Origin of the sequence: Ramlibacter sp. AN1133, assembly GCF_037890035.1 — a bacterium.
In the GTDB taxonomy this organism is placed as follows: Bacteria; Pseudomonadota; Gammaproteobacteria; order Burkholderiales; family Burkholderiaceae_C; genus Ramlibacter.
Genome location: NZ_JBBKTQ010000015.1, coordinates 1 through 24,123 on the forward strand (window position 1 = coordinate 1; position 24,123 = coordinate 24,123).

At 68.7% G+C, this 24,123-nt stretch carries 24 protein-coding genes; 9 read left to right on the forward strand and 15 right to left on the reverse strand.

The genetic code is table 11. The features are described 5' to 3' along the window. From WG923_RS19435 to WG923_RS19475, 9 genes are all read right to left on the reverse strand, one after another. Window positions 1–141, reverse strand: a 141-nt coding sequence (locus tag WG923_RS19435; protein WP_340352762.1) for a GTP-binding protein, incomplete at its 3' end; no start/stop codon positions are given. Window positions 142–379: 238 nt separating this feature from the next. Next, window positions 380–2,482, reverse strand: a complete 2,103-nt coding sequence (gene fusA, locus WG923_RS19440) for an elongation factor G (protein ID WP_340352645.1) — start codon at window positions 2,480–2,482, stop codon at window positions 380–382. A gap of 71 nt (window positions 2,483–2,553) precedes the next feature. Beyond that, window positions 2,554–3,027, reverse strand: coding sequence for a 30S ribosomal protein S7 (gene rpsG / locus WG923_RS19445; RefSeq protein ID WP_340352646.1), 474 nt, complete (start codon window positions 3,025–3,027; stop codon window positions 2,554–2,556). A 151-nt stretch (window positions 3,028–3,178) separates the two neighbouring features. Then, on the reverse strand, window positions 3,179–3,556 hold the full coding sequence (gene rpsL / locus WG923_RS19450; protein WP_017759704.1) for a 30S ribosomal protein S12: 378 nt from the start codon (window positions 3,554–3,556) through the stop codon (window positions 3,179–3,181). A gap of 345 nt (window positions 3,557–3,901) precedes the next feature. Continuing rightward, on the reverse strand, window positions 3,902–5,062 hold the full coding sequence (locus tag WG923_RS19455) for a D-alanyl-D-alanine carboxypeptidase family protein (RefSeq protein WP_340352647.1): 1,161 nt from the start codon (window positions 5,060–5,062) through the stop codon (window positions 3,902–3,904). Beyond that, complete coding sequence (locus tag WG923_RS19460) at window positions 5,059–5,688, reverse strand: alpha/beta hydrolase (RefSeq protein ID WP_340352648.1); 630 nt, start codon at window positions 5,686–5,688, stop codon at window positions 5,059–5,061. The genes WG923_RS19455 and WG923_RS19460 overlap by 4 nt, the downstream gene beginning before the upstream one ends. Continuing rightward, a complete protein-coding gene (locus WG923_RS19465; RefSeq protein WP_340352649.1) occupies window positions 5,688–6,032 on the reverse strand; it encodes a (2Fe-2S) ferredoxin domain-containing protein in 345 nt (114 codons plus the stop codon). Before WG923_RS19465 ends, WG923_RS19460 begins: the two co-directional genes overlap by 1 nt. Next, window positions 6,029–7,159, reverse strand: a complete 1,131-nt coding sequence (locus WG923_RS19470) for a VanZ family protein (protein WP_340352650.1) — start codon at window positions 7,157–7,159, stop codon at window positions 6,029–6,031. Before WG923_RS19470 ends, WG923_RS19465 begins: the two co-directional genes overlap by 4 nt. A 6-nt stretch (window positions 7,160–7,165) precedes the next feature. Further along, window positions 7,166–7,588, reverse strand: a complete 423-nt coding sequence (locus tag WG923_RS19475; RefSeq protein ID WP_340352651.1) for a CopD family protein — start codon at window positions 7,586–7,588, stop codon at window positions 7,166–7,168. Window positions 7,589–7,918: 330 nt separating this feature from the next. Here WG923_RS19475 and hemB point away from each other — a divergent pair, with 330 nt between their 5' ends. From hemB to WG923_RS19495, 4 genes are all read left to right on the forward strand, one after another. Beyond that, entirely contained in the window at window positions 7,919–8,923 is a 1,005-nt protein-coding gene (gene hemB / locus WG923_RS19480) for a porphobilinogen synthase (protein ID WP_340352652.1), read from the forward strand. A 102-nt stretch (window positions 8,924–9,025) separates the two neighbouring features. Beyond that, the gene (locus WG923_RS19485) at window positions 9,026–10,132 is read left to right on the forward strand and encodes a magnesium transporter CorA family protein (RefSeq protein WP_340352653.1); all 1,107 of its coding nucleotides are present in this window, start codon (window positions 9,026–9,028) and stop codon (window positions 10,130–10,132) included. Beyond that, complete coding sequence (locus tag WG923_RS19490) at window positions 10,129–10,710, forward strand: DUF1003 domain-containing protein (RefSeq protein WP_340352654.1); 582 nt, start codon at window positions 10,129–10,131, stop codon at window positions 10,708–10,710. The genes WG923_RS19485 and WG923_RS19490 overlap by 4 nt, the downstream gene beginning before the upstream one ends. Before the next feature lie 19 nt (window positions 10,711–10,729). Next, window positions 10,730–11,479 carry a DUF72 domain-containing protein gene (locus tag WG923_RS19495; protein WP_340352655.1) on the forward strand — a complete coding sequence of 250 codons (750 nt, stop codon included), beginning with the start codon at window positions 10,730–10,732 and terminating at the stop codon, window positions 11,477–11,479. Here WG923_RS19495 and WG923_RS19500 read toward each other — a convergent pair. The 3 genes from WG923_RS19500 to WG923_RS19510 all read right to left on the reverse strand — a co-directional run bounded on the left by WG923_RS19500 (window position 11,462) and on the right by WG923_RS19510 (window position 13,760). Then, window positions 11,462–12,115, reverse strand: a complete 654-nt coding sequence (locus WG923_RS19500; protein WP_340352656.1) for a glutathione S-transferase family protein — start codon at window positions 12,113–12,115, stop codon at window positions 11,462–11,464. The genes WG923_RS19495 and WG923_RS19500 overlap by 18 nt on opposite strands. Beyond that, on the reverse strand, window positions 12,112–12,990 hold the full coding sequence (locus WG923_RS19505; protein WP_340352763.1) for an amidohydrolase family protein: 879 nt from the start codon (window positions 12,988–12,990) through the stop codon (window positions 12,112–12,114). The genes WG923_RS19500 and WG923_RS19505 overlap by 4 nt, the downstream gene beginning before the upstream one ends. 86 nt (window positions 12,991–13,076) lie before the next feature. After that, a complete protein-coding gene (locus WG923_RS19510) occupies window positions 13,077–13,760 on the reverse strand; it encodes a dienelactone hydrolase family protein (RefSeq protein WP_340352657.1) in 684 nt (227 codons plus the stop codon). Window positions 13,761–13,890: 130 nt separating this feature from the next. Here WG923_RS19510 and WG923_RS19515 point away from each other — a divergent pair, with 130 nt between their 5' ends. Genes WG923_RS19515 through WG923_RS19525 form a run of 3 tightly spaced genes read left to right on the forward strand, consistent with a single transcriptional unit; the run spans window position 13,891 to window position 15,770 of the window. After that, window positions 13,891–14,637, forward strand: coding sequence for an SDR family oxidoreductase (locus tag WG923_RS19515; protein WP_340352658.1), 747 nt, complete (start codon window positions 13,891–13,893; stop codon window positions 14,635–14,637). After that, window positions 14,637–15,137, forward strand: a complete 501-nt coding sequence (locus WG923_RS19520; protein ID WP_340352659.1) for a MaoC family dehydratase — start codon at window positions 14,637–14,639, stop codon at window positions 15,135–15,137. Before WG923_RS19515 ends, WG923_RS19520 begins: the two co-directional genes overlap by 1 nt. Then, a complete protein-coding gene (locus tag WG923_RS19525; protein WP_340352660.1) occupies window positions 15,138–15,770 on the forward strand; it encodes a MarC family protein in 633 nt (210 codons plus the stop codon). Here WG923_RS19525 and WG923_RS19530 read toward each other — a convergent pair. Beyond that, a complete protein-coding gene (locus WG923_RS19530; protein ID WP_340352661.1) occupies window positions 15,724–17,379 on the reverse strand; it encodes a methyl-accepting chemotaxis protein in 1,656 nt (551 codons plus the stop codon). The two genes, WG923_RS19525 and WG923_RS19530, sit on opposite strands and share 47 nt — an antisense overlap. 307 nt (window positions 17,380–17,686) lie before the next feature. Between WG923_RS19530 and groES the strand changes: the two genes are divergently transcribed. Then, on the forward strand, window positions 17,687–18,004 hold the full coding sequence (gene groES, locus WG923_RS19535; protein WP_340352662.1) for a co-chaperone GroES: 318 nt from the start codon (window positions 17,687–17,689) through the stop codon (window positions 18,002–18,004). 50 nt (window positions 18,005–18,054) lie between these two features. Next, window positions 18,055–19,701, forward strand: coding sequence for a chaperonin GroEL (gene groL, locus WG923_RS19540; protein ID WP_340352663.1), 1,647 nt, complete (start codon window positions 18,055–18,057; stop codon window positions 19,699–19,701). A 614-nt stretch (window positions 19,702–20,315) separates the two neighbouring features. On the opposite strand, the gene WG923_RS19545 is transcribed toward groL, so the two are convergent. Together WG923_RS19545 and WG923_RS19550 are read right to left on the reverse strand one after the other, a co-directional pair. Beyond that, a complete protein-coding gene (locus WG923_RS19545) occupies window positions 20,316–21,614 on the reverse strand; it encodes an NAD(P)-binding domain-containing protein (RefSeq protein ID WP_340352664.1) in 1,299 nt (432 codons plus the stop codon). A gap of 18 nt (window positions 21,615–21,632) precedes the next feature. Continuing rightward, the gene (locus WG923_RS19550; protein WP_340352665.1) at window positions 21,633–24,122 is read right to left on the reverse strand and encodes a tetratricopeptide repeat protein; all 2,490 of its coding nucleotides are present in this window, start codon (window positions 24,120–24,122) and stop codon (window positions 21,633–21,635) included. Window position 24,123 lies beyond the last annotated feature (1 nt).

A 24,123-nucleotide genomic window follows, 5' to 3' on the forward strand; every position in this document is an offset into this window, starting at 1 on the left:
GTACGCCTTGGCCTCACCGCCGAACTTCTGCGAGAGAACCGTCGTGATCGCCGCGGTCAGCGTGGTCTTGCCGTGGTCGACGTGACCGATGGTGCCCACGTTGACGTGCGGCTTGGTCCGCTCGAACTTGCCTTTTGCCATTGAAAAATCTCCAGAAAAAAGAGCTATGCCCGTGTGATGGTTTTACGTCTGCACCCTGCTGCTGGTTCTCTCGCCACGGGCAACGGGAGGCGCTGGGTCGCAGACAAATACGGGAACCGGACGCAGAGGACGCGAAGGGTACGCAGAGAACGCAAAAGAGACAGAAATCCCTGAAAGGATTTTTCTGCGTCCTCTGCGTACCCTTTGCGTCCTCTGCGTCCGGCAGTCCGGTTTTGAATTACTTCGTGCGCGCCGCGATGATGCCTTCGGCGACGTTCTTCGGAGCTTCGGCGTAGTGCTTGAACTCCATCGTGTACGTCGCGCGGCCCTGCGACATGGAGCGCAGCGTCGTGGAGTAGCCGAACATTTCCGACAGCGGCACTTCGGCCTTGATGGTCTTGCCGCCGCCGGGCATGTCGTCCATGCCCTGCACCATGCCGCGACGGGACGACAGGTCGCCCATCACGTTGCCGGCGTATTCCTCGGGCGTCTCGACTTCCACGGCCATCATCGGCTCGAGGATCACCGGGGAAGCCTTCTTCGCGCCTTCCTTGAAGCCGAAGATGGCGGCCATCTTGAACGCGTTTTCGTTCGAGTCCACCTCGTGGTACGAACCGAAGGTCAGCGAGACCTTCACGTCCACCACGGGGTAGCCGGCCAGCACGCCGGAGTTCAGGGCTTCTTCCACGCCCTTCTGCACCGCCGGGATGTACTCGCGCGGCACCACGCCGCCCTTGATCATGTCGACGAACTCGAAACCCTTGCCGGTCTCGTTCGGCTCCACCGTGAAGACGACGTGGCCGTACTGGCCCTTGCCGCCCGACTGGCGCACGAACTTGCCTTCCTGGTCGGTCACCTTGCGGCGGATCGTCTCGCGGTAGGCCACCTGCGGCTTGCCGACGTTGGCTTCCACGCCGAATTCCCGCTTCATGCGGTCGACGATGATTTCCAGGTGCAGCTCGCCCATGCCGCCGATGATGGTCTGGCCCGATTCCTCGTCGGTGTTCACGCGGAACGACGGGTCTTCGGCGGCCAGGCGCTGCAGCGCGACGCCCATCTTCTCCTGGTCGGCCTTGGTCTTGGGCTCCACGGCCTGGCGGATCACCGGCTCGGGGAAGACCATGCGCTCCAGGGTCAGGATCGAGCTCGGGTCGCACAGGGTTTCGCCCGTGGTCACGTCCTTCAGGCCGACGCAGGCGGCGATGTCGCCGGCGCGGATCTCGTCGACTTCCAGGCGGTTGTTGGCGTGCATCTGCACGATCCGGCCGATGCGTTCCTTCTTGCCGCGCACCGGGTTGTAGACGGTGTCGCCCTTGGACAGCACGCCGGAGTACACGCGCACGAAGGTCAGCTGGCCCACGAACGGGTCGGTCATCAGCTTGAACGCCAGCGCGGAGAACTTCTCGCTGTCGTCGGCGCGGCGCGAGGTTTCCTTCTCGTGCTCGTCCATGCCCTTGACCGGCGGGATGTCCACCGGGGAGGGCAGGTAGTCGATGACGGCGTCGAGCATGCGCTGCACGCCCTTGTTCTTGAACGCGGTGCCGCACAGCATCGGCTGGATCTCGGTGGCGATGGTGCGCGTGCGCAGGCCCAGCTTGATCTCGGCTTCGTTCAGGTCGCCTTCCTCGAGGTACTTGTTCATCAGTTCCTCGGAGGCTTCGGCGGCGGCCTCGACCATCTTCTCGCGCCATTCCTTGGCGCTTTCCACCAGTTCCGCCGGGATCTCCTGGTAGTTGAACTTCATGCCCTGGGAGGCTTCGTCCCAGATGATGGCCTTCATCTTCAGCAGGTCGACCACGCCGGTGAAGTTCTCCTCCGCGCCGATCGGGATCACGATCGGAACGGGGTTGGCCTTCAGGCGCACGCGCATCTGGTCGTAGACCTTGAAGAAGTTCGCGCCGGTGCGGTCCATCTTGTTGACGAACGCGAGGCGGGGCACCTTGTACTTGTTGGCCTGGCGCCAGACGGTTTCCGACTGGGGCTGCACGCCACCCACGGCGCAGTACACCATGCAGGCGCCGTCCAGCACGCGCATGGAACGCTCCACCTCGATGGTGAAGTCCACGTGGCCGGGGGTGTCGATGATGTTGAAGCGGTGCTCGGGGTAGGACAGGTCCATGCCCTTCCAGAAGCAGGTCGTGGCCGCGGAGGTGATCGTGATGCCACGCTCCTGCTCCTGCTCCATCCAGTCCATGGTGGCGGCGCCGTCGTGCACTTCACCGATCTTGTGGTTCACGCCGGTGTAGAACAGGATGCGCTCGGTGGTCGTCGTCTTGCCGGCGTCGATGTGAGCGGAGATACCGATGTTGCGGTAGCGCTCGATAGGCGTTTTGCGGGCCATGATGAGTCTTTCGGTCAATGGGCGAGGGCCCGCTCGTGGCGGGCCCGCACCTTCCTAGATGGGGACGATTCTTAGAAGCGGAAGTGGCTGAAGGCCTTGTTGGCCTCCGCCATGCGGTGCACTTCGTCACGCTTCTTCATGGCGCCGCCGCGGCCTTCCGTGGCTTCCATGAGCTCGTTGGCCAGGCGCAGGGCCATCGATTTCTCGCCGCGCTTCTTGGCGGCTTCCTTGATCCAGCGCATCGAGAGCGCCAGGCGGCGCACCGGGCGGACTTCGACCGGCACCTGGTAGTTCGCGCCGCCGACGCGGCGGGACTTCACTTCGACCATCGGCTTGACGTTGGCGATGGCCATGGTGAAGGCTTCCACGGGATCGCGCCCGGGATTCTTCTTCTCGATCTGCTCGAGGGCACCGTAGACGATGCGCTCGGCGACCGCCTTCTTGCCGCCTTGCATGATCACGTTCATGAACTTGGCGAGTTCGACATTGCCGTACTTGGGATCCGGCAGGATTTCACGCTTGGGGACTTCGCGACGACGTGGCATTTCAAACCTCTCACTTTGCTTCAGTTGGCCAGGTCTTCCGACCGGCCGCGGGAGCCATCAGGACATCCCACTTACTCGACCCAACACCGGGTCACTACGCTGATTCAGCCTGCCAGGGCCGAACGAGCACCGACAAACTACGACTGGCTGCTTAAGCCTTCTTCGGGCGCTTGGCGCCGTACTTGGAACGGGACTGCTTGCGATCCTTGACGCCTTGCAGGTCCAGCGAACCGCGGACGATGTGGTAGCGCACACCGGGCAGGTCCTTCACGCGGCCGCCGCGCACGAGCACCACCGAGTGCTCCTGCAGGTTGTGGCCTTCGCCGCCGATGTACGAGATGACCTCGAAGCCGTTGGTCAGGCGCACCTTGGCGACCTTCCGCAGGGCCGAGTTCGGCTTCTTGGGCGTCGTGGTGTACACACGGGTGCACACGCCACGGCGCTGGGGGCTGTTCTGCATCGCGGGGGACTTGGACTTGGTCTTTTCGACCTCGCGCCCCTGACGCACGAGCTGGTTGATGGTTGGCATTAAAAACGTCCCTAAGCGTCTGTGAAACGGAAAAAGCTTCCCCGCCCCAAATTGCGGGAAAGCCCGCGAGTATATCCCGGGAGGTGAAAACCCGCAATGACGGCCGGGCTGGGGGCCCGGGGCCCGGGGCCCGGGGCCCGGGGCGCCGGGGCGCCGGGGCGCCGGGGCGCCGGGGCGCCGGGGCGCCGGGGCGCCGGGGCGGTGGGGCGGTGGGGCGGTGGGGCGGTGGGGTAGGCTGGCGGTGGAGCGAAGCGAAACCCCAGCGCTTTCGCGCATCGCTGGGGTTGCGGCTGGCGCCTCCACCCCCAGCCTACGGGAAACGCCCGCGTCCCGACCAGCGGGTACTTACTTGATCCACAACCGCACCGCGTCCCACGCCCGGCCGAAGATGCCGGCCTGCTCCACGCCCTCCAGCGCCACCAGCGGCACCTCGCGCAGGACCTGGTCGCCGGCCAGGATCTTCAGCGTGGCAACCTGCTGGCCCTTCTGGATCGGGGCGACCAGCGGGTCCGGGCGCGCCACCTGGGTCTTGATGTTCGAGCTGCCGCCGGTAGGCACCGCCAGCACGATCGGCTGCGGCTGGCCCAGCTTCACCACCTTCTCCGAACCCTTCCACACCTGCGGCTGCAGCACGGGCTGGTTGGCGTCGAACAGCTTCAGGCCCTCGTACGCCGTGAAGCCCCAGTTCAGCAGCTTCTGCGCCTCGTTGGCGCGCGCCACCTCGCTCGAGGCGCCGAGCACGATCGCCAGCAGCCGCCGGCCCTGCAGGTTGGGGAAGTCGCGCCTGGCCGTGGCGACGAGGCAGTAGCCGGCCGCCTCGGTGTGGCCGGTCTTCAGGCCGTCCACCGTGGGGTCGCGGAACAGCAGCAGGTTCCGGTTGGTGTCGTTGGCCGTCGGCGTGCCCTGGTAGCGGTACTTCCTGATCGCGTAGTACGGCAGGTCCTCGGGGAAGTCCTGCATCAGCCGCGTGGCGAGGATGCTCAGGTCGCGCGCGGTCGTGGTGTGGCCGGGCGCCGTCAGGCCCTCGGGGTTCTTGAACGTGGTGTTCTTCATGCCCAGCGCCCTGGCCTGCTGGTTCATGAGTTCGACGAAGTGCTCCACGGTGCCGCCCACCGCTTCCGCCAGCGCCACCGTCGCGTCGTTGCCCGACTGCACGACCATGCCCTTGATCAGGTCGTCCACCGGCACCTGCATCTTCGGGTCGATGTACATGCGCGAGCCGGGCATCTTCCAGGCGCGCTCGCTGATCCGGATCGGCTGCCGGATGTCGATCTTCCCGGACTTCAGGGCCTCGAAGACGAGGTAGCCCGTCATCAGCTTGGTGAGCGACGCCGGCTCGACGGGCGCGTCGATCTCGCGCTGCGCCAGGATCTGGTTGGCGCTCACGTCCATCAGCAGGTAGCTGCGCGCGGCGACTTCCGGGGGCTGCGGCACGTGCGCCGCCGCGACGAGGGACACCAAGACCAGCCAGGGCGCGAGGAGCGCCCGCATCCAACGGGCTTTCATTCGAGGGTGCGCAGGTGGCGGACCACCAGGTTCTTCAAGAGGGGCAATTGTCCGTGAAAGAAGTGCTCCACCCCGGGAACGACCGTCACGGGGAGTGACTGCGGCCGGGCCCAGTCGAGCACGGAAGACAACACCACGGTGTCGTCGACCTCGCCATGGATGACCAGCGTGCGCTCATGCGACTCGGCCGGCAGCGCCGGAACGGGGAAGCGCGACGCGGCCGTTCCCACCAGCACGACGGCCCGGACGTCGCGCGTGCCCCAGAGCGCCTGCACGGCCTGCGCGGTGACATAGGCGCCGAAGGAAAAGCCCGCCAGCGCGATCGGCCCCTCGCCGGCCAGCTCGCGCACGACGGCCAGCAGGTCCTGCGCTTCGCCACGGCCTTCGTCGTACGTCCCCTGGCTCGCCCCGACGCCGCGGAAGTTGAAGCGCAGCGCCGTCCAGCCGGATTGCACGAAGGCGCGCGCGAGCGTCTGCACCACCTTGTTGTCCATCGTGCCGCCGAACAGCGGATGCGGATGGGCGATCACGGCGATGCCGCGCGAGCCGCTCTCGGGCGCGTTGCGCAGCAGCTGGATGCGACCGGCCGGGCCTTCAAGCTCCAGCCTTTCGGTCTGCGCGATCATCAGCGGCCCAGGTGCGGCGGCGTCAGCAGGCGCTCCACCACCTTGCCGTCGCGAAGGTGGGACTCGACGATCTCGTCGATGTCCTTCTCGTCGACATACGTGTACCAGACCCCTTCCGGGTAGACCACGGCGATGGGCCCACCCTGGCAGCGGTCCATGCAGCCCGCCTTGTTCACGCGCACCTTGCCGGGACCGTTGAGGCCGAGGGATTTCACCTGCGACTTGCAGCGGTCGAACGCCGCCTGGGCGTCGTGGTCCGCGCAGCAGGCCTCGCCGTTGTCGCGCTTGTTCAGGCAGAAGAAGATGTGGTGCTCGTAGTACTGGGGCGGGGTGGGCGCGGTCATGCGGGGATTCTAGGAGTCCGCTCGGGGCGGGAGACCCGCAGCAGCACATACACCAGCACGGCATACGGCCACAGCCACCCGAGCCACTGGGCCAGGCCGTTGAAGCGGATGAAGCGGCCCTGCTCCCAGGCCTGCAGCGTGTCCGTGAAGTACGCGCTGGCGGGAGCCTGGTTCAACACGCTCAGGTGGATCATCAGCGCCAGCAGCAGCACGGCGGCGCAACCGCGCCGCGGCACGGCGAGCATCAGCGCCGACAGCACCAGCCCGAACAGCAGGCCCAGCCGCACCGGAAGGCTCAGCCACGCCCACGCATGCGTCGGCCCCCAGCTGAGCGCCGCCGACAGGGCGGTGACGAGCGTGCCCAGCGCGATGGTCACCAGGGCGAACACGGCCCGGCGTCCGGCGGAGCGCAGGATGGTGTACCCCAGCAGGCAGGGCACGAAGGCGCCCAGCGCCACGCACAGCAGTTCGGCGGCGGGCACCAGCGGCTGCAGTTCGACGTCGCGCACCGGCAGCCACTCGAGGAAGGGCGTGTCCTGCAGCCAGTCGGCGACGAAGGTCTCCAGCCGCTCCAGCACCTGCCCGAGGCCCAGGGGCACGGCCGCGGGGAACAGCAGCGCGAACGGCCACAGCGCCAGCAGCACCAGCGCGCCGCGTGCCTGCGGGATGAACCAGCGCTCGCGAAAGCGGCTCCAGTGCGCGAGCACGCCGGCCAGTTCGAGCCCCGCGGCCAGGCCGGCGCCGATCAGGGTGCCGGCCACGTTGAGGCCGAAATCCACGTTGGAGGCGACGCGCGACGGCAGGAAGTTCTGCAGCGACTCCATGCACAGCGACAGCAGCGTGCCGGAGCCGACGGCCACGCCGATCGCGGCGAGGTTGGGATGCCCGGCGAAGAAGCGCACGTTGCCGCGGCGCAGGAAACTCAGCGCCAGCAGGAAGCCCAGCGGCACGTAGCCGACCACGTTGGCGGCGACGTCGAAGCCCGTCCAGTAGCGCGGCCAGCCGGCGAACAGGAAGTCCCACGGCGCGATCTCCTGGTTGCGCCAGCCCGCGAAGGGGTACAGGCTGGCGTACACCACCAGCAGCGCGTACGCCCCCGCCAGCGGCCAGGCCGAGGTCTTGTGCATCTCGGATCAGAAGGGCTTCAGGACCACGAGCAGCGTCGCCCCGAGCAGGAACAGCACGGGCATCTCGTTGAACCAGCGGAACCAGACGTGGCCGCGCGTGTTGGCGCCGGCCTCGAACTTGCGCAGCAGCACCGAGCAGGCGTGGTGGTAGCCCACGATGAGGATCACGATCACGACCTTCGCGTGCATCCAGCCCTGGCCGCGCCCGACCCCGACGCCCAGCCACAGGTACAGGCCCAGCGCCAGCGCCGGCACCGCGATCAGGGTCATGAACTTCAGCAGCTTGCGCGCCATGAGCAGCAGCCGCTCGCGCTCGGCGTCCGAGCCCGCCGGCACCATGGCCAGGTTCACGAAGATCCGCGGCAGGTAGAACAGGCCGGCGAACCAACTGGCCACGAAGAAGATGTGGAAGGCCTTGATCCAGAGCATGGGGCGCAGTGTACGAAGGGCCCATGCTGCGGGGTTGCGCCCGGCGGGGCAAGGCCCCGCGCGGCCGGGCTCGCCCAGGCAAAAAAAAGCCCCGGCTTTCGGCCGGGGTGGGAAGCCTTTTTGCTGTCACACATCAAGGCGCCCGCTCAGGGAGGAAAAGCGGGGGGCGGCAAGCCGCCCGAGGCGTAATTTAGCAGCGCACAGTTCGGCTTTCAAGCAGAAAGGCTTAAGTTCTCTGACGCTCGGCAGGCCCTTGCCGCCGGGAGGCGGCAGCCCCCTCCGGAGCCCGCCAACACTGATCCCGCCCCGGCTTGGGGCACAATTTTCCTCATGACCTCCTTCTTCGCCCCCTATCCCCACGGCCGGCCCCGGCGGCTGCGGCGTGACGAGTTCACGCGCAATCTGGTACGCGAGCACGCCGTCACGGCGAACGATTTCATCTACCCGGTGTTCGTCCTGGACGGCCAGAAGCAGCGCCAGCCGGTCGCCTCCATGCCCGGCGTGGAGCGCGTCAGCATCGACCTGCTGCTGCCGGTGGCGGAGCAGTGCATGAAGCTGGGGGTGCCGTGCCTGGCGCTGTTCCCGGTGATCGACCAGTCGCTCAAGACGCCGGACGGCCGCGAGGCCTTCAACCCCGAGGGACTGGTGCCGCGCACGGTGCAGCGCCTGAAGAAGGAATTCCCGGAGCTGGGGGTGATGACCGACGTGGCGCTGGACCCCTTCACCAGCCACGGCCAGGACGGCCTGCTGGATGAAACCGGCTACATCCTGAACGACGAGACGGTGGAGGTGCTGGTCAAGCAGGCGCTGACGCAGGCCCGGGCCGGCGTCGACATCGTCGCGCCCTCGGACATGATGGACGGCCGCATCGGCGCGATCCGCCAGGGGCTCGAAGGCGAGCGCCACATCCACACCCGGATCATGGCGTACAGCGCCAAGTACGCGAGCGCCTTCTACGGCCCCTTCCGCGATGCCGTCGGCTCCTCCTCCAACCTGGGCAAGAGCAACAAGAAGGTCTACCAGATGGACCCGGGCAACACCGACGAGGCCCTGCGCGAGGTGGCGATGGACCTGGCCGAAGGCGCCGACATGGTGATGGTCAAGCCCGGCATGCCGTACCTGGACATCGTGCGGCGCGTGAAGGACGAATTCAAGGTCCCCACCTTCGCCTACCAGGTGTCCGGCGAGTACGCGATGCTCAAGGCCGCCGCCGCCAACGGCTGGCTGGACCACGACCTGGTCATGCTGGAAAGCCTGCTCGCATTCAAGCGCGCGGGGGCTGACGGCATCCTGACCTACTTCGCCCTCGACGCCGCGCGCAAGCTGCGCTCCTGAAGCACATGAACCCCCGAGCTCCGCACTGCGCGTCGTCGCTGCCCCCCGAGGGGGCCGCAGGCTCCTTGAGGCGGCCCGGCGGAGCCTGAGACAATCCGCGCCGTGCACATCGTCGAATTCGGTGCCGGCACGCTGCGATTCCTGGACCACCTCCCCGCGCGTGCGCCGCAGGACGGCTTCGTCTGGATCTACCTCGAGCGGGAACACCTCGAGGAAGACCTGGCCGTGCTGCAGCGCGCCGCGCAGGCCCTCGGCGGCTCGCCGCTGCTGGACCTGCACGTCAAGGATCTCGGCAACCGCGGCCACCCTTCCAGCTACGACTACACCTCGGTCTACGACCTGGTGATCTTCCGGCGCCTGGCGACCGAGGCGGAGGTGCACGCGGAGCTGGGCGAAGCCGCCGTGGCCAGGAAGGCGCCGCTGTCGGCCTTCAGCCGCATCCGCACGCGCGCGCTCGGCTTCGTCGTGTTCGACCGGCTCCTGATCACCGTGCACCCGGCCGGCTGCTTCGCCGCCCGCTCCTTCATCGAGCGCTACCTGCAGGACGCCCTGCACAACGAAGGCCTGAGCGCCGCAGCGCGCAGCCGCCTGCCCGCCAGCGCCGCCGACCTGATGCTGCGCATGCTGAACCTGGTGGTGGACAGCTACCTGGACCTGCGCAAGGTGCTCAGCACCGAGCTCGATCACTGGCAGCAGGCGCTGCTGGCGCCGAACAACGCGGCGGAGGCGGACTGGGGCGCGCTCATGACGGCGCGCAACGCGCTGCACACGCTGCAGGATCTGTGCGAGGAACAGAACGACGCGATGCAGGAATGGCTGGACAGCCAGCGCGAGCAGCCGCCGCCGTGGATGTCCCAGTCCGAGCGCGACGGCCTGCTGGCGCGCGCCCGCGACGTGGTGGAGCACGTGGCGCGCGTGGTGCACCACGTCAACCGCATGGAGCAGAGCGCGGAAACCGCGGTGCAGATCCACTTTTCCGCGGTGGGCAACCGCACCAACGACATCATGCGCACGCTGACCGCGCTCACCGCGATCTTCCTGCCGCTGAACCTGATCGCCGGGATCTTCGGGATGAACTTCGAGCTGCTGCCGCTGATCCACCAGGCCACGGGCTTCTGGTGGACGCTCGGCGCGATGGCCTTCATCGCCGTGGCGCTCGGCGTCGTGTTCTGGCGCAAACGCTACCTCGCGCGGACGGGCCACCGATGACGAACACCAACCATTCCAACTACCGGCGGCCGCGCACCGTGGCGGACCTCACGCGCGAGAACGTGCAGGCGATGCGCAAGCTGGAACAGGTGGCGATCACCAAGCGCAACGCCGCCGACCGCATCGCCGAATTCGTGGCGCGGTTCTGCGGCAGCATCACCTTCGTGTGGATCCACGCGGCGGTGTTCGCGTTCTGGATCGCCTGGAACGCGATGCCGCGGGTGCCGCACTTCGACCCGTATCCCTTCACCTTCCTCACGCTGGTGGTGTCGCTGGAGGCGATCTTCCTGTCGTCCTTCATCCTGATCAGCCAGAACTACGAGATGCGCGTGACCGAGCGGCGCAGCCAGCTGGACCTGCAGATCAACCTGCTGGCGGAGCAGGAGAACACCAAGATCCTGCAGATCCTCGATCGCATGTCGCGCAAGATGGGGCTCACCGAGGAGGTCGACCCCGAGGTCGAAGTGCTGGAACAGGCCACCCGTCCCGAGACGCTGGCGCGCCAGATCGAGGACGCCTTCCGCGAGCAGTCGGGGCAGCCGCCGCTGCACCGCGACAAGGGCAAGGCCACCCGGTGATCCGGGTCGGGTCCACCCGATGATCCTGGTCGGCTGCGCGGGCTGGAGCCTGCCGCGCGACGTGCAGGAGCAGTTCGGCCCGGGCGAAAGCCACCTGGCGCGCTATGCGACGCGCTTTCCGGTGGCGGAGATCAACTCCTCGTTCCACCGGCCGCACAAGCCCTTCGTGTGGGAGCGCTGGGCGGCGGCGGTGCCGGCGGGCTTCCGTTTCAGCGCCAAGCTGCCGAAGACGATCACGCACGAGCGACGGCTGGTGGATTGCGGGGGGTTGCTGGACGCCTTCCTCGCCGAGGCCGGGCACCTGGGCGACAAGCTCGGGTGCCTGCTGGTGCAGCTGCCGCCCAGCTTCGCCTTCGACGCGTCCGTCGCGGCGCCCTTCCTCGCGCTGCTGCGCGAACGCTTCGCGGGAGCGCTCGCGATGGAGCCGCGGCACGCGAGCTGGTTCGAGGCGGACGCCGACGCGCTGCTGCGCGAGCTGCGCATCGCCCGCGTGCTGGCGGACCCGGTGCGGCACGCCCCGGGCGCCTGGCCGGGCGGATGGCCGCAACAGGTTTACGTGCGGCTGCACGGCTCGCCACGCATGTACTACTCGGCGTATGCGCCCCGCGTGCTGGCGGCGCTGGCCGCGCGCATGCGGCTGGCGCAGGCCGAAGGCGCGCAGGTGTGGTGCATCTTCGACAACACCGCCTCGGGCGCCGCCGCCGGCGACGCGCTCACGCTGCTGCGGCTGCTGGCGCAGTCCCCGGGGGCCTCAGAACCAGGGGGCTGACAGGCCTTCGGCGGCGAACACCCGCTGCACCGCCGCCCGCTCGCTCACGCGCTGCAGGTAGGACCCGAGGTGGCTGCGTTCGCGCGCCTTGCCGGCGCTGAAGTTGCGCGTCCAGCGGCACAGCGTGAACGCGTACGGATCCAGCGCGCAGTACTGCGCGCCCAGCAGCCACGGGCCGCCATGGCGCGCCACCAGCGCATCGAGCTGGTCCAGCAGCGGGCCCACGCGTTCCTGCGCCTTGGCCTTCACTTCGGCCGCGCCTTCCACGTTGCCTTCCTTCACCCAGCGCTCGGGGTAGAAGTACACCATCAGCGTCGCCTGCAGCGTGTTCGTGAGCCACATCAGCCACTGGTGGAAGTGCGAGCGCTCCAGGGTGCCGGGCGCGGGTGCGAGCCGCGCCTCGCGATGCCGGTCGCACAGGTGCAGCACGATCGCGGCGGTTTCGTACAGCACGAAGTCGCCGTCGGTGAGCACCGGCAGCGTGCCGTTGGGATTGAGCTTCAGGTACTCCGGGCGCTTGTGTTCGTCGTTGGCGCGGTCGACGAACACGCGCTCGTAGGGCACGCCCAGTTCCTCCAGCAGGATGTGCGGGATCATCGCCGCCGTGGCGGGGTAGTAGTGCAGTTTCAGGGTCATGGTGTCTTCAGCCCGAACAGGGCGGCGCCATTGTCCCAGGCGATGCGGCGCTGCACGTCCGCCGGCAGGTCGCCCAGCCAGGTGCGGTAGCCCTTCATGGTGTCGTCGTAGTACAGCCAGCGCTGGTTGATCCAGGTGTCCGACCCGAGCAGGAAGCGCGTCGGGTACTTCATCAGCAGCGCGCGCCACTCGGGGCAGAGCCTGCCGCCTTCGCAGGTGAGGCCGGGGCGGTAGGACAGCTCGCCCATCAGGCGCGGGTACCTCGCCAGCAGCTGGTCGACGCGCGCGACGGGCGCGCCGCCGATGCCGGTGTGCGCCCAGATCAGGCGCGCCTTCGCGCCCTTCGACGGCGTGTGCGCCATCAGCAGGTCGATGGCCGCGTCGTCCACGTGGGCCAGCACCGCGAGGTCCTGCTCCTCCGCCAGCGCCATCAGCTTGCGCGCGACCGGCCCGTTCGCATTCGCCGATTCGTACAGGTGGAATTCGCCCAGCCCCCGGTAGGGGCCGGCGGCGGTGCCGCGCGCCAGCTCCGCCTGCACCATCTCGTAGATCGACTCGTCGCGGAACCAGCTGGTGTAGTCGGCGCGCGTGCGGTACAGGCGCACGAAGGGCACGACCGTCACGCCGGCCTGGCGCGTCTGCGGCGCCTGCGCCAGCGAGCGCGTGCCCTCGTTCGGCCGCGAGTTGGCGACGATGGCGCGCACGCCGTTGCGCTGCATGCGCGCCAGCACGTCGGGCAGCGGGTGCGGGCCCTCGCTGCCGTTGAAGGCTTCCTCGTTGTAGTGCAGGTGGGCGTCGAAGATGGGGCCGGTGTAGTCGGCGGCGGACGCGGCGCCCGCCCCGAAGGCGAGGGCCAGGGCGAGGAAGACCTGGATCCCCGCCTGCGCGGGGATGACGGGGAGCCCCGCCTGCGCGGGGATTGCGAAGCGCCCCGCCTGCGCGGGGATGACGGTCTTGCGGCTCACCCCAGGTGCTTCGCGAAGAACGCCAGCGTGCGTTCGCGCGCCAGCTTCGCGGCTTCCGCGTTGTAGGAAGCGCGGTGGTCGCAGTTGAAGCCGTGGTTGGCGTGGTAGACGTGCACCTCGACTTCGGGATGCGCCTTGCGGAACGCCTCGACGCTCTCCAGCGGGATCCAGTGGTCCTGGTCGCCGAAGTGGGCCAGCACCGGGCATTTCGGCTTGCGCGCCACTTCGTCCGGCGTGGTGACGCCGCCGCCGTAGTAGGGCACCGCCGCGCTCAGGCCGGACAGCATGCACGCCGAGCGCCACGTGAGCAGGCCCCCGTAGCAATAGCCCACGATGCCGACCTTGCCGGCCTGCGACGCATGCCGGATCGCCGCTTCGATGTCCTGCATCACGCCGGGGGACGGCAGGCTTTCCGTGGCGGTCTTGAGCGCCATGCCCTGCTGCATGTCGTCCTGCTCGTAGCCGAGGTCCACGTTCGGCTTGACGCGATGGAAGGTTGCCGGCGCGACCGCCAGGTAGCCCTGCTCCGCGTAGCCGTCCGCGACGTTGCGGATGTGCGCGTTGACACCGAAGATCTCCTGGATCACCACGACGCCGCCCTTGGCCTGGCCCTTCGGCTGCGCCACGTAGGCGGGGATGGATTGCCCGTCGGCTGCCTTGATCTCGGTGAACTGGCCCATGGCGTGTCTCCTGTGGAAGGTGCTGGATTTCGGAAGGCGCGAGCTTCCCTCAGCCGCACGGGCGCGTCAACAACGGGCTTTTGATGTAATGGCGGCTTCCCGCGCCCTTGCGCGGCAGTGGAGAAGAACAATGGATGAAGTCCTGCTGGTCACCGGCGGCAGCCGTGGCATCGGCGCCGCGACGGCCGTGCTGGCCGCGCGCAAGGGCTGGAAGGTGGCGGTGAACTACACCCGCAACGGGGCGGCCGCCCAGGAAGTCGTGCGCACGATCACGGCGGCGGGCGGCACCGCGCTGGCCGTGCAAGGCGACGTGGCCGACGAGCAGCAGGTGCTCGCGCTGTTCGCGCAGGTGGACGCTCAGCTCGGTCGGCTCACCGCCCTCGTGAACAACGCCGGCGTGGTGGACCAGCCGGCCCGCGTCGACGAGATGAGCCTCGCGCGCCTGAAACGCATGTTCGACATCAACGTGATCGGCAGCTTCCTGTGCGCGCGCGAGGCGATCAAGCGCATGAGCACGCGCCATGGCGGCCGTGGCGGCGCGATCGTGAACGTCTCCAGCGCCGCGGCACGCCTGGGCGCACCCGGCCAGTACGTCGACTACGCGGCGGCCAAGGGCGCGATCGACAGCTTCACCATCGGCCTGGCCAAGGAAGTGGCGGCCGAAGGCATCCGCGTCAACGCGGTGCGGCCGGGCCTGATCGAGACCGAGATCCACGCCTCGGGCGGACTGCCCAACCGCGTGCGGGAACTGCAGCACCTCGTGCCCATGCAGCGCGGCGGCAGCGCCGAGGAAGTGGCGCAGGCCATCGTGTGGCTGCTTTCGCCGGAAGCGAGCTACACGACGATGTCGCTGGTCGAAGTCTCGGGAGGGCGCTGATGGCCGTCACGATCTGGTGGGAAGACATGCAGCCCGGCACGGTGCGCGAGCTGGGCACCACTTCGGTGACGAAGGAGGAGATCCGGGAGTTCGCCGCGAAATACGACCCGCAGCCCTTCCACCTCGATGAGGAAGCGGGGCGCGCGTCCCTGTTCGGCGCGCTCGTGGCGAGCGGCTGGCAGACCTGCGGCCTGGCGATGCGCCTGACCGTGGACAACCTGCTGCGCCACACCGACAGCAAGGGCTCGCCCGGACTGGAGAGCCTCAAGTGGCTCAAGCCCGTCTACCCGGGCGACGTGCTGTCGCTGCGGCACACGATCGTGGAATCGCGAGCGCTGCGCAAGCGCCCCGACACGGGCATGGTGCGCGCGCGCTGGGAGATGTTCAACCAGCAGGGCGACAAGGTGATGGAGATGGAAGGCTACGGCTTCTTCGGGCGGCGCAAGCCTGCCACCGAAGAAGAACTGGCGCGCATCGATGCCCAGCGGGCCGGCGCCTGAATGGAATTCAAGCCCCTCATCACCCTGCTGGCGATCGTGAATCCGCCGGCGATCATCCCGTTCTTCATCTACTACACGCAGGGGCTGTCGCCGCTGCAGCGGCGGCACACGGTGGTGGTTTCCGCGATCACCGCCTTCCTGGTGATCGCGGCCTGTGCGCTGCTGGGCATCCGCATCCTGGAGTTCTTCGGCATCTCGCTGGCGAGCTTCCAGGTGGGCGGCGGCATGCTGCTGCTCACCAGCGCGCTGAACATGCTCAACGCCAAGCCGGCCGAAGCCCGGCCGGCCAGCGACGACATGGAAGCCGGCGCCGAGAAGGCGGCCATGGGCAACAGCATCGCCGTGGTGCCGCTGACGATCCCGCTGCTCACGGGCCCGGCGACGATGTCCACGGTGGTGATCTACGCCGAGCGCGCCCGCAATGCCTTCGACCTGGCGGTGCTGGTGGGCTACGGCGTGGTGATCGCGCTGGTCACCGCGGTGTGCTTCGCGCTGGCGGAGCCGATCGCCCGCATCCTGGGCAAGACCGGCATCAACGTGCTGACGCGGCTGATGGGGCTGATCCTGGCGGCGCTGGCCGTGGAGGTCATGGCCGAAGGGCTGGGGAAACTGTTCCCCAGCCTGCGCGGATAGCCGGCACCGGCTCGTCCTGCGCCGGCGTCGCCGCGGCCACGGCCTCCTCGAGCCGGAAGCGGGCCACCCGCTGCAGCAGCAAGGCGGCCTGCTCCTTCATGGACTCCGCCGCCGCGGCGGCCTCTTCCACCAGGGCGGCGTTCTGCTGCACCACGTGGTCCATCTCGGTCACCGCGGCGTTGACCTGCGCGATGCCGCTGCTCTGCTCCCGCGTCGCCAGGGCGATGTCCGCCACCAGCCGGTGCACCTGGTCCGCCGAATCGACGATGGCGGCGATCCTGCGGCCGGCGGCATCCACCTCGCGCGTGCCGGTATCGACCTGGCCCGAGGCGTTGGCGATCAGCGCCTTGATCTCCCGCGCCGCCTCGGCGCTGCGCTGCGCCAGCGTGCGCACCTCGCCGGCGACGACCGCGAAGCCGCGCCCCTGCTCGCCGGCCCGCGCGGCCTCCACGGCCGCATTGAGGGCCAGCAGGTTGGTCTGGAAGGCGATGCCGTCGATCACCCCCGTGATGTCGTTGATCTGGCGCGAGGCCGCGGCGATGCCGTCCATGGTGCGCACCACCTGCCGCATGGCGTCGCCGCCTTCGCGTGCGACGCCCGCGGCCTGCGAGGCGAGGTCCTTGGCGCGCAAGGCATGCTCCGCGTTCTGCTCCACGGTCGAAGTGATCTCCTCCATGGAACTGGCCGTTTCCTCCAGCGTGCCGGCCTGCTCCTCGGTGCGGTGCGACAGGTCCGCATTGCCCTGCGCGATCTGCGCGCTGCTGTCGGCCACCATGCGGGCGCCTTCGGCGACGCCGCTCACCAGCGTGCGCAGGTTGCGGGCCATGGTGTCGAGCGCGCGCAGCAGCTGCCCCATTTCATGGCGCGTGTCGGTGTCGATGTGGGCCGTGAGATCGCCCTCGGCCACGCGCTGCGCCGTCGCGACGGCCTCGCGCAGCGGGCGGGTGATGGACCGGGTGATGAACGCCGCCGCCAGGATCGCCAGCAGCATGCCGCCGGCGCAGAAGGCCACCAGCAGTTCCCGGCCGGATTCCGCGCTGCGCGCCGCGGCCGCCGCATCGCGGCTCACCTGCTGCGAATAATGGCCGGCCAGCGACTGGATCGCGCCGACGTACGCATCGAGGGCCGGGAACATCTTCTGGTCCATCGTGTAGAGCGCGCCCTCCTCGTCCTTCGCTTCCATCTGCTTGCCGACTTCCGCGCGCATGGCCAGGTAGGCGGCGCGGCGCGCGCCGACCTGCCCGAACAGCGCGCGGGCCTCGGCGGAGTCCAGCAGCGGCTCGATCTCGCGCTGCAGCTCGGCGATGCGCTTGTCGGTGGCGGCCTCGGGCTCCGCCAGCAGGCGCTTCAGGTTCGCGTCGCTGGAGTAGGTGAGGACGGTCGCGCGCACGGCGTTGGTGCGCGACTGCGAGAGCCACTCGCCCACGAGGCGCTCCATGCGCAGGTTCACCGTGGCCATGGTGTGGGTGACGCCCTGGAGGTCCGCCAGCCGCCACGCCCCGACGCCGGCCATGGCCGCCAGCAGGACGATGAAGGCTGCAAAGGTGGTGGCCAGGCGGGCCCGGATGCTGCCGGCGCGGGCGATCCGCGCCATGAGGGGTACAACCATTTTCTTCTCTCTTCCGGTGCGCCGAGCAAAGATCAGCTTGCGGCCGGGGTGTTCGTAAATATTTGTTTCACAGGATCCCCCGAAAGGATGAGGCCGGGCGGCCATTTCGCGCTTGAGCCGCGTCAAACGGAAAGTAGGTCACTCCCTACGTCCGGCCCCGCTTGAAACCGACAAGAACTCCCTTATCATTAGCACTCGTTGGAGATGAGTGCTAACAGCGGAGCTGGAACCACCCTCCACGTCAGTTAATGAGCGCTGACTTTCAGTTGGCGCTTTTTGATGTCCACCCCTCATTGAAGGAGATGCAATGAAACTTCGTCCTCTGCACGACCGTGTGATCGTCAAGCGCCTGGAACAAGAAACCAAGACGGCCTCTGGCATCGTGATCCCGGACAACGCCGCCGAGAAGCCTGACCAGGGTGAAGTCCTGGCCGTCGGCCCCGGCCGCAAGAACGACAAGGGCGAAACCATCGAACTGAACGTCAAGGTCGGCGACCGCGTCCTGTTCGGCAAGTACAGCGGCCAGACCGTCAAGGTCGAAGGCGACGAACTGCTGGTCATGAAGGAAGACGACCTGTTCGCCGTCGTCGAAGGCCAGCCCGCCGGCCTGAAGAAGGTCGCCTGAGGCGCCCCCCCCTTCATCACCCCGTATTGAATTCACTGAGGTAACAGAACATGGCAGCTAAAGACGTTGTTTTCGGCGCTGACGCGCGTCACCGCATGGTCGAAGGCGTGAACATCCTGGCCAACGCGGTCAAGGTGACCCTGGGCCCGAAGGGCCGCAACGTGGTGCTCGAGCGCTCGTTCGGCGCCCCCACGGTGACCAAGGACGGCGTGTCCGTCGCCAAGGAAGTCGAGCTGAAGGACAAGCTCCAGAACATGGGCGCGCAGATGGTCAAGGAAGTCGCTTCCAAGACCAGCGACAACGCCGGTGACGGCACCACCACCGCCACCGTGCTGGCCCAGGCCATCGTGCGCGAAGGCATGAAGTACGTGGCCGCCGGCATGAACCCGATGGACCTCAAGCGCGGCATCGACAAGGCCGTGCTGGCCCTGACGGAGCAGCTGAAGAAGGCCTCCAAGCCGACGACCACCTCCAAGGAAATCGCGCAGGTCGGCTCCATCTCCGCCAACAGCGACGAATCCATCGGCCAGATCATCGCGGACGCGATGGACAAGGTCGGCAAGGAAGGCGTGATCACCGTCGAAGACGGCAAGTCCCTGCAGAACGAGCTGGATGTCGTGGAAGGCATGCAGTTCGACCGCGGCTACCTGTCGCCCTACTTCATCAACAACCCCGAGAAGCAGTCCGCGCTCCTGGACAACCCGTTCGTGCTGCTGTACGACAAGAAGGTTTCCAGCATCCGTGACCTGCTGCCCGTCCTCGAGCAGGTGGCCAAGGCTTCGCGCCCGCTGCTGATCATCGCCGAGGAAGTCGAAGGCGAAGCGCTGGCCACCCTGGTGGTCAACACCATCCGCGGCATCCTGAAGGTCGTGGCCGTCAAGGCCCCGGGCTTCGGCGACCGTCGCAAGGCCATGCTGGAAGACATCGCCATCCTGACCGGCGGCAAGGTGATTTCGGAAGAAGTCGGCCTGACGCTCGAGAAGGTGACGCTGGCCGACCTGGGCCAGGCCAAGCGCATCGAAGTGGGCAAGGAAAACACCACGATCATCGACGGCGCCGGTGCCGCTGCCGACATCGAAGCGCGCGTCAAGCAGGTGCGCGTGCAGATCGAGGAAGCCACCAGCGACTACGACCGCGAGAAGCTGCAGGAGCGCGTGGCCAAGCTGGCCGGCGGCGTTGCAGTGATCAAGGTCGGTGCCGCGACCGAAGTGGAAATGAAGGAAAAGAAGGCCCGCGTGGAAGACGCGCTGCATGCCACCCGCGCTGCCGTGGAAGAAGGCATCGTGGCCGGCGGCGGCGTGGCGCTGCTGCGTGCCCGCCAGGCCATCGGCGAGCTGCGCGGTGACAACCCCGACCAGGACGCCGGCATCAAGCTGGTGCTCAAGGCCGTGGAATTCCCGCTGCGCGAGATCGTCGCCAACGCCGGCGGCGAGCCGAGCGTGGTGATCAACGCCGTGCTGGGTGGCAAGGGCAACTACGGCTTCAACGCTGCCAACGACAGCTACGGCGACATGATCGAGATGGGCATCCTGGACCCGACCAAGGTGACCCGCACCGCGCTGCAGAACGCCGCGTCCGTCGCGTCGCTGATGCTGACCACCGAAGCGATGGTCGCCGAAGCGCCGAAGGACGAAGCCCCCGCCATGGGCGGCGGCGGCATGGGCGGCATGGGTGGCATGGGCGGCATGGACATGTAAGGTCCGCCCGAGCCTCGCTCGAAGCTCGAAAAGGAAAAGCCGCGGCGCAAGCCGCGGCTTTTTTTTGGTTCTTCGCCGGATTGCGGGGAGACCGAGTCGAGGTTGTCGGGATGGGTTGATCTGCGACCGGCAACCGCCTGGGAGCCGTGTTGGGTGGACGTCGCGCCGCTCGGGCCGGACCAGCCCGTGGCTGTCCGTCTCAGCGACTGTCCCCCGGCGCGGATGAGAACCGTTGCCCGCGCTGGCGCCGCGCCCGCGCCTCCTCCTTGATGTCGCTGAGCCGGACAGCCACGGACTGGCCCTGCAGCGTGTCGACCGCGGGAGTGCGGCTTCGGTTGACGCAGTCGCCGACCTCTGGGTACGCTCACGGAGAGGCAGTGCGCTCGCACCCGCGCCGGGGAGGACCAGGGCGTGACCGTCCGACTCGGCGACATCAAGGAGGAGGCGCGGGCGCGGCGCCAGTCCAGGGCGCTGGTCTCATCCGCGCCGGGGGACAGTCGTCGAGGCGGACGGTCACGTCCTGGTCCGGGTCGGAGGCAACCGGCGAACCGAAGGTAACCATCGGTCGCCCTTCGGTTTGTCTCCTCGGAATCAACGACGCACCCTTCTTTCGTTCAGGCCGTGCCGAACTTGGTATCGAACCGGATGCCGATCTTCTGCAGCAAGGGCGTCGGCAGCAGCCCGCCGGCACAGACGATCACGGCGTCGTTGGGCACGCGCAGCACCTGCTCGTCGCGCACCAGTTCGACTTCGTTGGCGAGGATGCGCTCCACCCGCGAGCCGAGCACCACCTGCACCCGCCCGGAGCGCTGCTGCTGCTCCAGCCGCATGCGGTTCTTCAGCTTCACGCGCGAGAAGGCCTCGCCGCGGTAGGACAGCGTCACCCGCGTGCCGCTCGTTTCCGACAGCGCGATGGCGGCTTCCAGCGCACTGTCGCCGCCCCCCACCACCAGCACGCGCTGGCCGGCGTACTGCTGCGCGTCGAGCAGCCGGTAGGCCACCTTGGGCGACTCCTCGCCCGGGACTTCCAGCTTGCGCGGCGTGCCCCGGCGGCCGATGGCCAGCAGCACCGCGCGCGCCGTGTGGCTGCCGCAGCTGGTGCGCACGACGAAGTGGTCGCCCGCGCGCTCCACCGCATCCATGCGTTCGCGAAACGAAATCTGCAGGCCGGATTGCTCCACCACGCCGTTCCAGAACTCCAGCAGGCTTTCCTTGCGCACCTCGGTGAATTTCATCTTGCCGACGATGTCCAGTTCGACCGGCGAAGTCATCACGAGCTTCTGCCGCGGGTAGTGGTACACCGTGCCGCCCAGCGAGTCCTCCTGCTCGATGATCCGGTAGCGCAGGCGATGGCGCAGGGCCGACAGGCCCGCCGACAGGCCCGCCGGCCCGCAGCCCACGATGACCACGTCGTAGTCGACCCGCGTGTCCGCGCGCTGGCGGCCGATGGCCGCGATCGCCTGGCGGCCTTGCTCGCACGCCTTGCGGATCAGGCCCATGCCCCCGAGCTCGCCGGCGATGTAGATGCCGGCCACGTTGGTCTCGAAGTCCGGGCTGATGTGCGGGATCTCGACGCCCCGCTTCTCGCTGCCGAACACGAGCCGGATCGCCTCCGTCGGACAGGCGACCACGCAGGCGCCGTGGCCCACGCAGGCGGCGGCGTTCTTCAGCGCCATCTTGCCGTCGACGACCCCCAGCACGCCCTCGGGGCAGGCCTTGTTGCAGGAGCCCCCGCCCATGCAGCGGTCCGGATCCACCACCGGATGCAGGGTGGCGGGCTCGGCCAGGCCGCCCTGCACCGCCTGCGCCAGTTCGGCCGCGTCGGCGGCGTGTCGGCGCCGCTGGCGCCGCAGGTAGAGCGTCATCGCCAGCGCGATCACGGCGAGGTAGAGGAACAGGTTCTCCATGTGCATGCGGGACCCCCGGGCGACTCAGAACTGGTAGCGGCCGCCGAGATAGAAGAACAGGCGGTTCGCGTCTTCGCTGCGCAGCGGCCCGGTGGTGTGCGTCAGCTCGTAGGTGAGCTCGCCTTCGATCGTGAAGAGCGAGGCGAGCCGGTAGATGGTGCGCATCACCGGTGTCCAGCGCCGGATCTTCGTGCCGGTCGTGTCCGACTGCGTGTAGTAGCGCAGGGCGGGCTCGAGCTGCCAGGTCCCGTTCAGGCTGGTGAGGTTGTTGTACGAGAACAGCTTGCCGACGAAGGCGGGGCTGGTCAGGTAGGTGACGTTGAAGACGTGCGTGTCGCGCAGCGAGAACAGGTTGCTGCCGATCGCCTGCACGCCGGCGCCCCACAGGTTGCCGGTGCCCGGCTGCCCGTTGGGAAGGATCACGGGCACGGCGGGAATGGGGTCGACCTTGGTGTAGCGCAGGTCGGCCCCGGCCTGCCAGTCCGGCACGACCGGCCGCGTGAAGCCGAGCGTGGCCTGCGTCTGCATCGGCGTCACGCCATCCGCCCGCCGGCGCAACTCCTCCAGCGGAGTCGCCGCGAGCAGGTCGGCGACCGAGCGGGCCGGCGCCAGCAGGCTCGGGTCCTGGAAGAACAGCATGTTGCCCAGCGTGCGGATCGGCACCGCGCGCCGGTCGAACAGCGCGTTGTACGTGGTGGTGTCCGGCAGCTGCCACGTGCCCTGGGCCGTGGCGATGTTGAGGCCGCGCAGCGCCACGTCGTAATCGAGCTGCCCGGAGACCGAGATGCCGTTGCGGAACCAGCGCAGCTCGGTGCCGACCGCGCGGCGGTCCACCTCGCGGTCGATCGTCTGCTGGATCGCGTAGACGTTGCCGGACAGCTCCGGCGTGAGCGCTTCCGCTTCCAGCGAGGCGCCGTAGAACACCCGGCGCGTGTCCAGCAGCTTGTCGGTAGGCTTGCCCCAGACGCCGTTGACCTTCCACTTGGGCGCGAAGCCGAAGCTGCCCTGCACGCCGTCGAAGCGGTTCAGCACGCCGTAGCCGTTGGGGGACTGCCGCCCCACCCGCAGCCCGGTGCCGCTGCCCGGGAGCCGGTGCTCGTAGTACAGGGCGGAAAGGCGGTTGCGATCGGGGCGGGCGCCCAGCAGGTCGGCGGTGAAGCTGTCGCGGAACACGAAACGCTGGTCGACGTCGGAGGAGCGGTGGCGCCAGGTCAGGTCCGCGCTGGTCTGCACCTGCTTCAGGTCGGTGGAGGCGAGGGTGGCGTCGGACAGCAGCGCCGCTGCGCCGCCGATCGGCGAATCCTCGAACTCCTGCGTGCGCACCTTGGAGCGGCCGCCGAAGTAGAAGGTGGACAGCGAACCGCTCGTGACGGTCACCGGCTCGATCTTGCGCGGCTCGCGGGCCGCGGTGCGCGCGGGCGCGGGCGCGGGCAGCGTGGACAGCAGCTCGCGCACGCGCGGCGCTTCCATCGCCTCGGGGTGCAGCTTGAGGAACAGCTCGAATTCGCGCCGCGCCCCGGCCGCGTCGCCGGCCTTCAGGCGCGCCTCGCCGATCAGCACCATCGCGCGCGCGGTCGAAGCGTTGGGCGGCAGGTTCAGCAGGGTGTTGAGCGCGGTGACGGCCGCGGCCGCGTCGCCCGTGTCGTAGGCTGCCTGCGCCTGCGCGAGCAGCGTCGCCGCCTGCGCGTCCACGTCGGCGGGCGAGGCCTGCGCCTCGGCTGGCGGGGCCGCGGCTGCGGGTGCGGGCTCGGCGGCCGGCTTCGCCACGGATGCGGGCGCGGATTCGGCCGCCGTCCGGGCGACGGCCGTGGGCGGCTGCAGCGCCTGGATCTGCGCCCCGGGGAAGCGCTGGCGCAGCACCTGCAGGGCGGCCCGGGCCTCCTCCTGCGTGTCGAAGTAGCCGACGTTGATCGCATACACCGGCTGGCCGTCGATCACCTGCCGGGTCGAGAACACCACCTTGTCCTGGAAGGCCGACGGGATCGATGCCTGCGGCGAGTCGTCCGGGCGCATCGAGCGGAACACCTCCACCACGTAGCGGCCCGGCAGCGGCGCCGGGGTGCCCGCCTTGGGCGACGCCAGCGGCACCGTGGCCCCCAGGCCGGGGAGCACGATGTCGATGGTGTTGCGGGCGCGGCCCGGCCGCACCGTGAAGCGCATGGGGGAACTGAAGCGCACCACCACCTTGCGGCGGGAAGCGCCGCTGGCCTCGTCGGGCTCCTCCGTCACCACCAGCTGCGGCAGCGTGCCGCCGCCGGCCAGCCGCCTTTCGCCGGGCAGCGGGCGCAAGGTGTCCGCCGTGGGCAGCAGCTGGTAGTAGACCTGCACCAGGTCGCCGGAGCGCGATGCCACGGTGCGCTGCAGCTGCACCGACGTGACGAAGCGGATCGAAGCGACGGCGTCGCGGCCTTCGCGGCGGATGTCGACGTCCTCCAGCAGCTGGGCCTGGGCAAGCGATGCGGCGCAGGCCAGCACCAGGGCAGGCACGGCGCGCGGGGTGAGCAGGGGTGACATG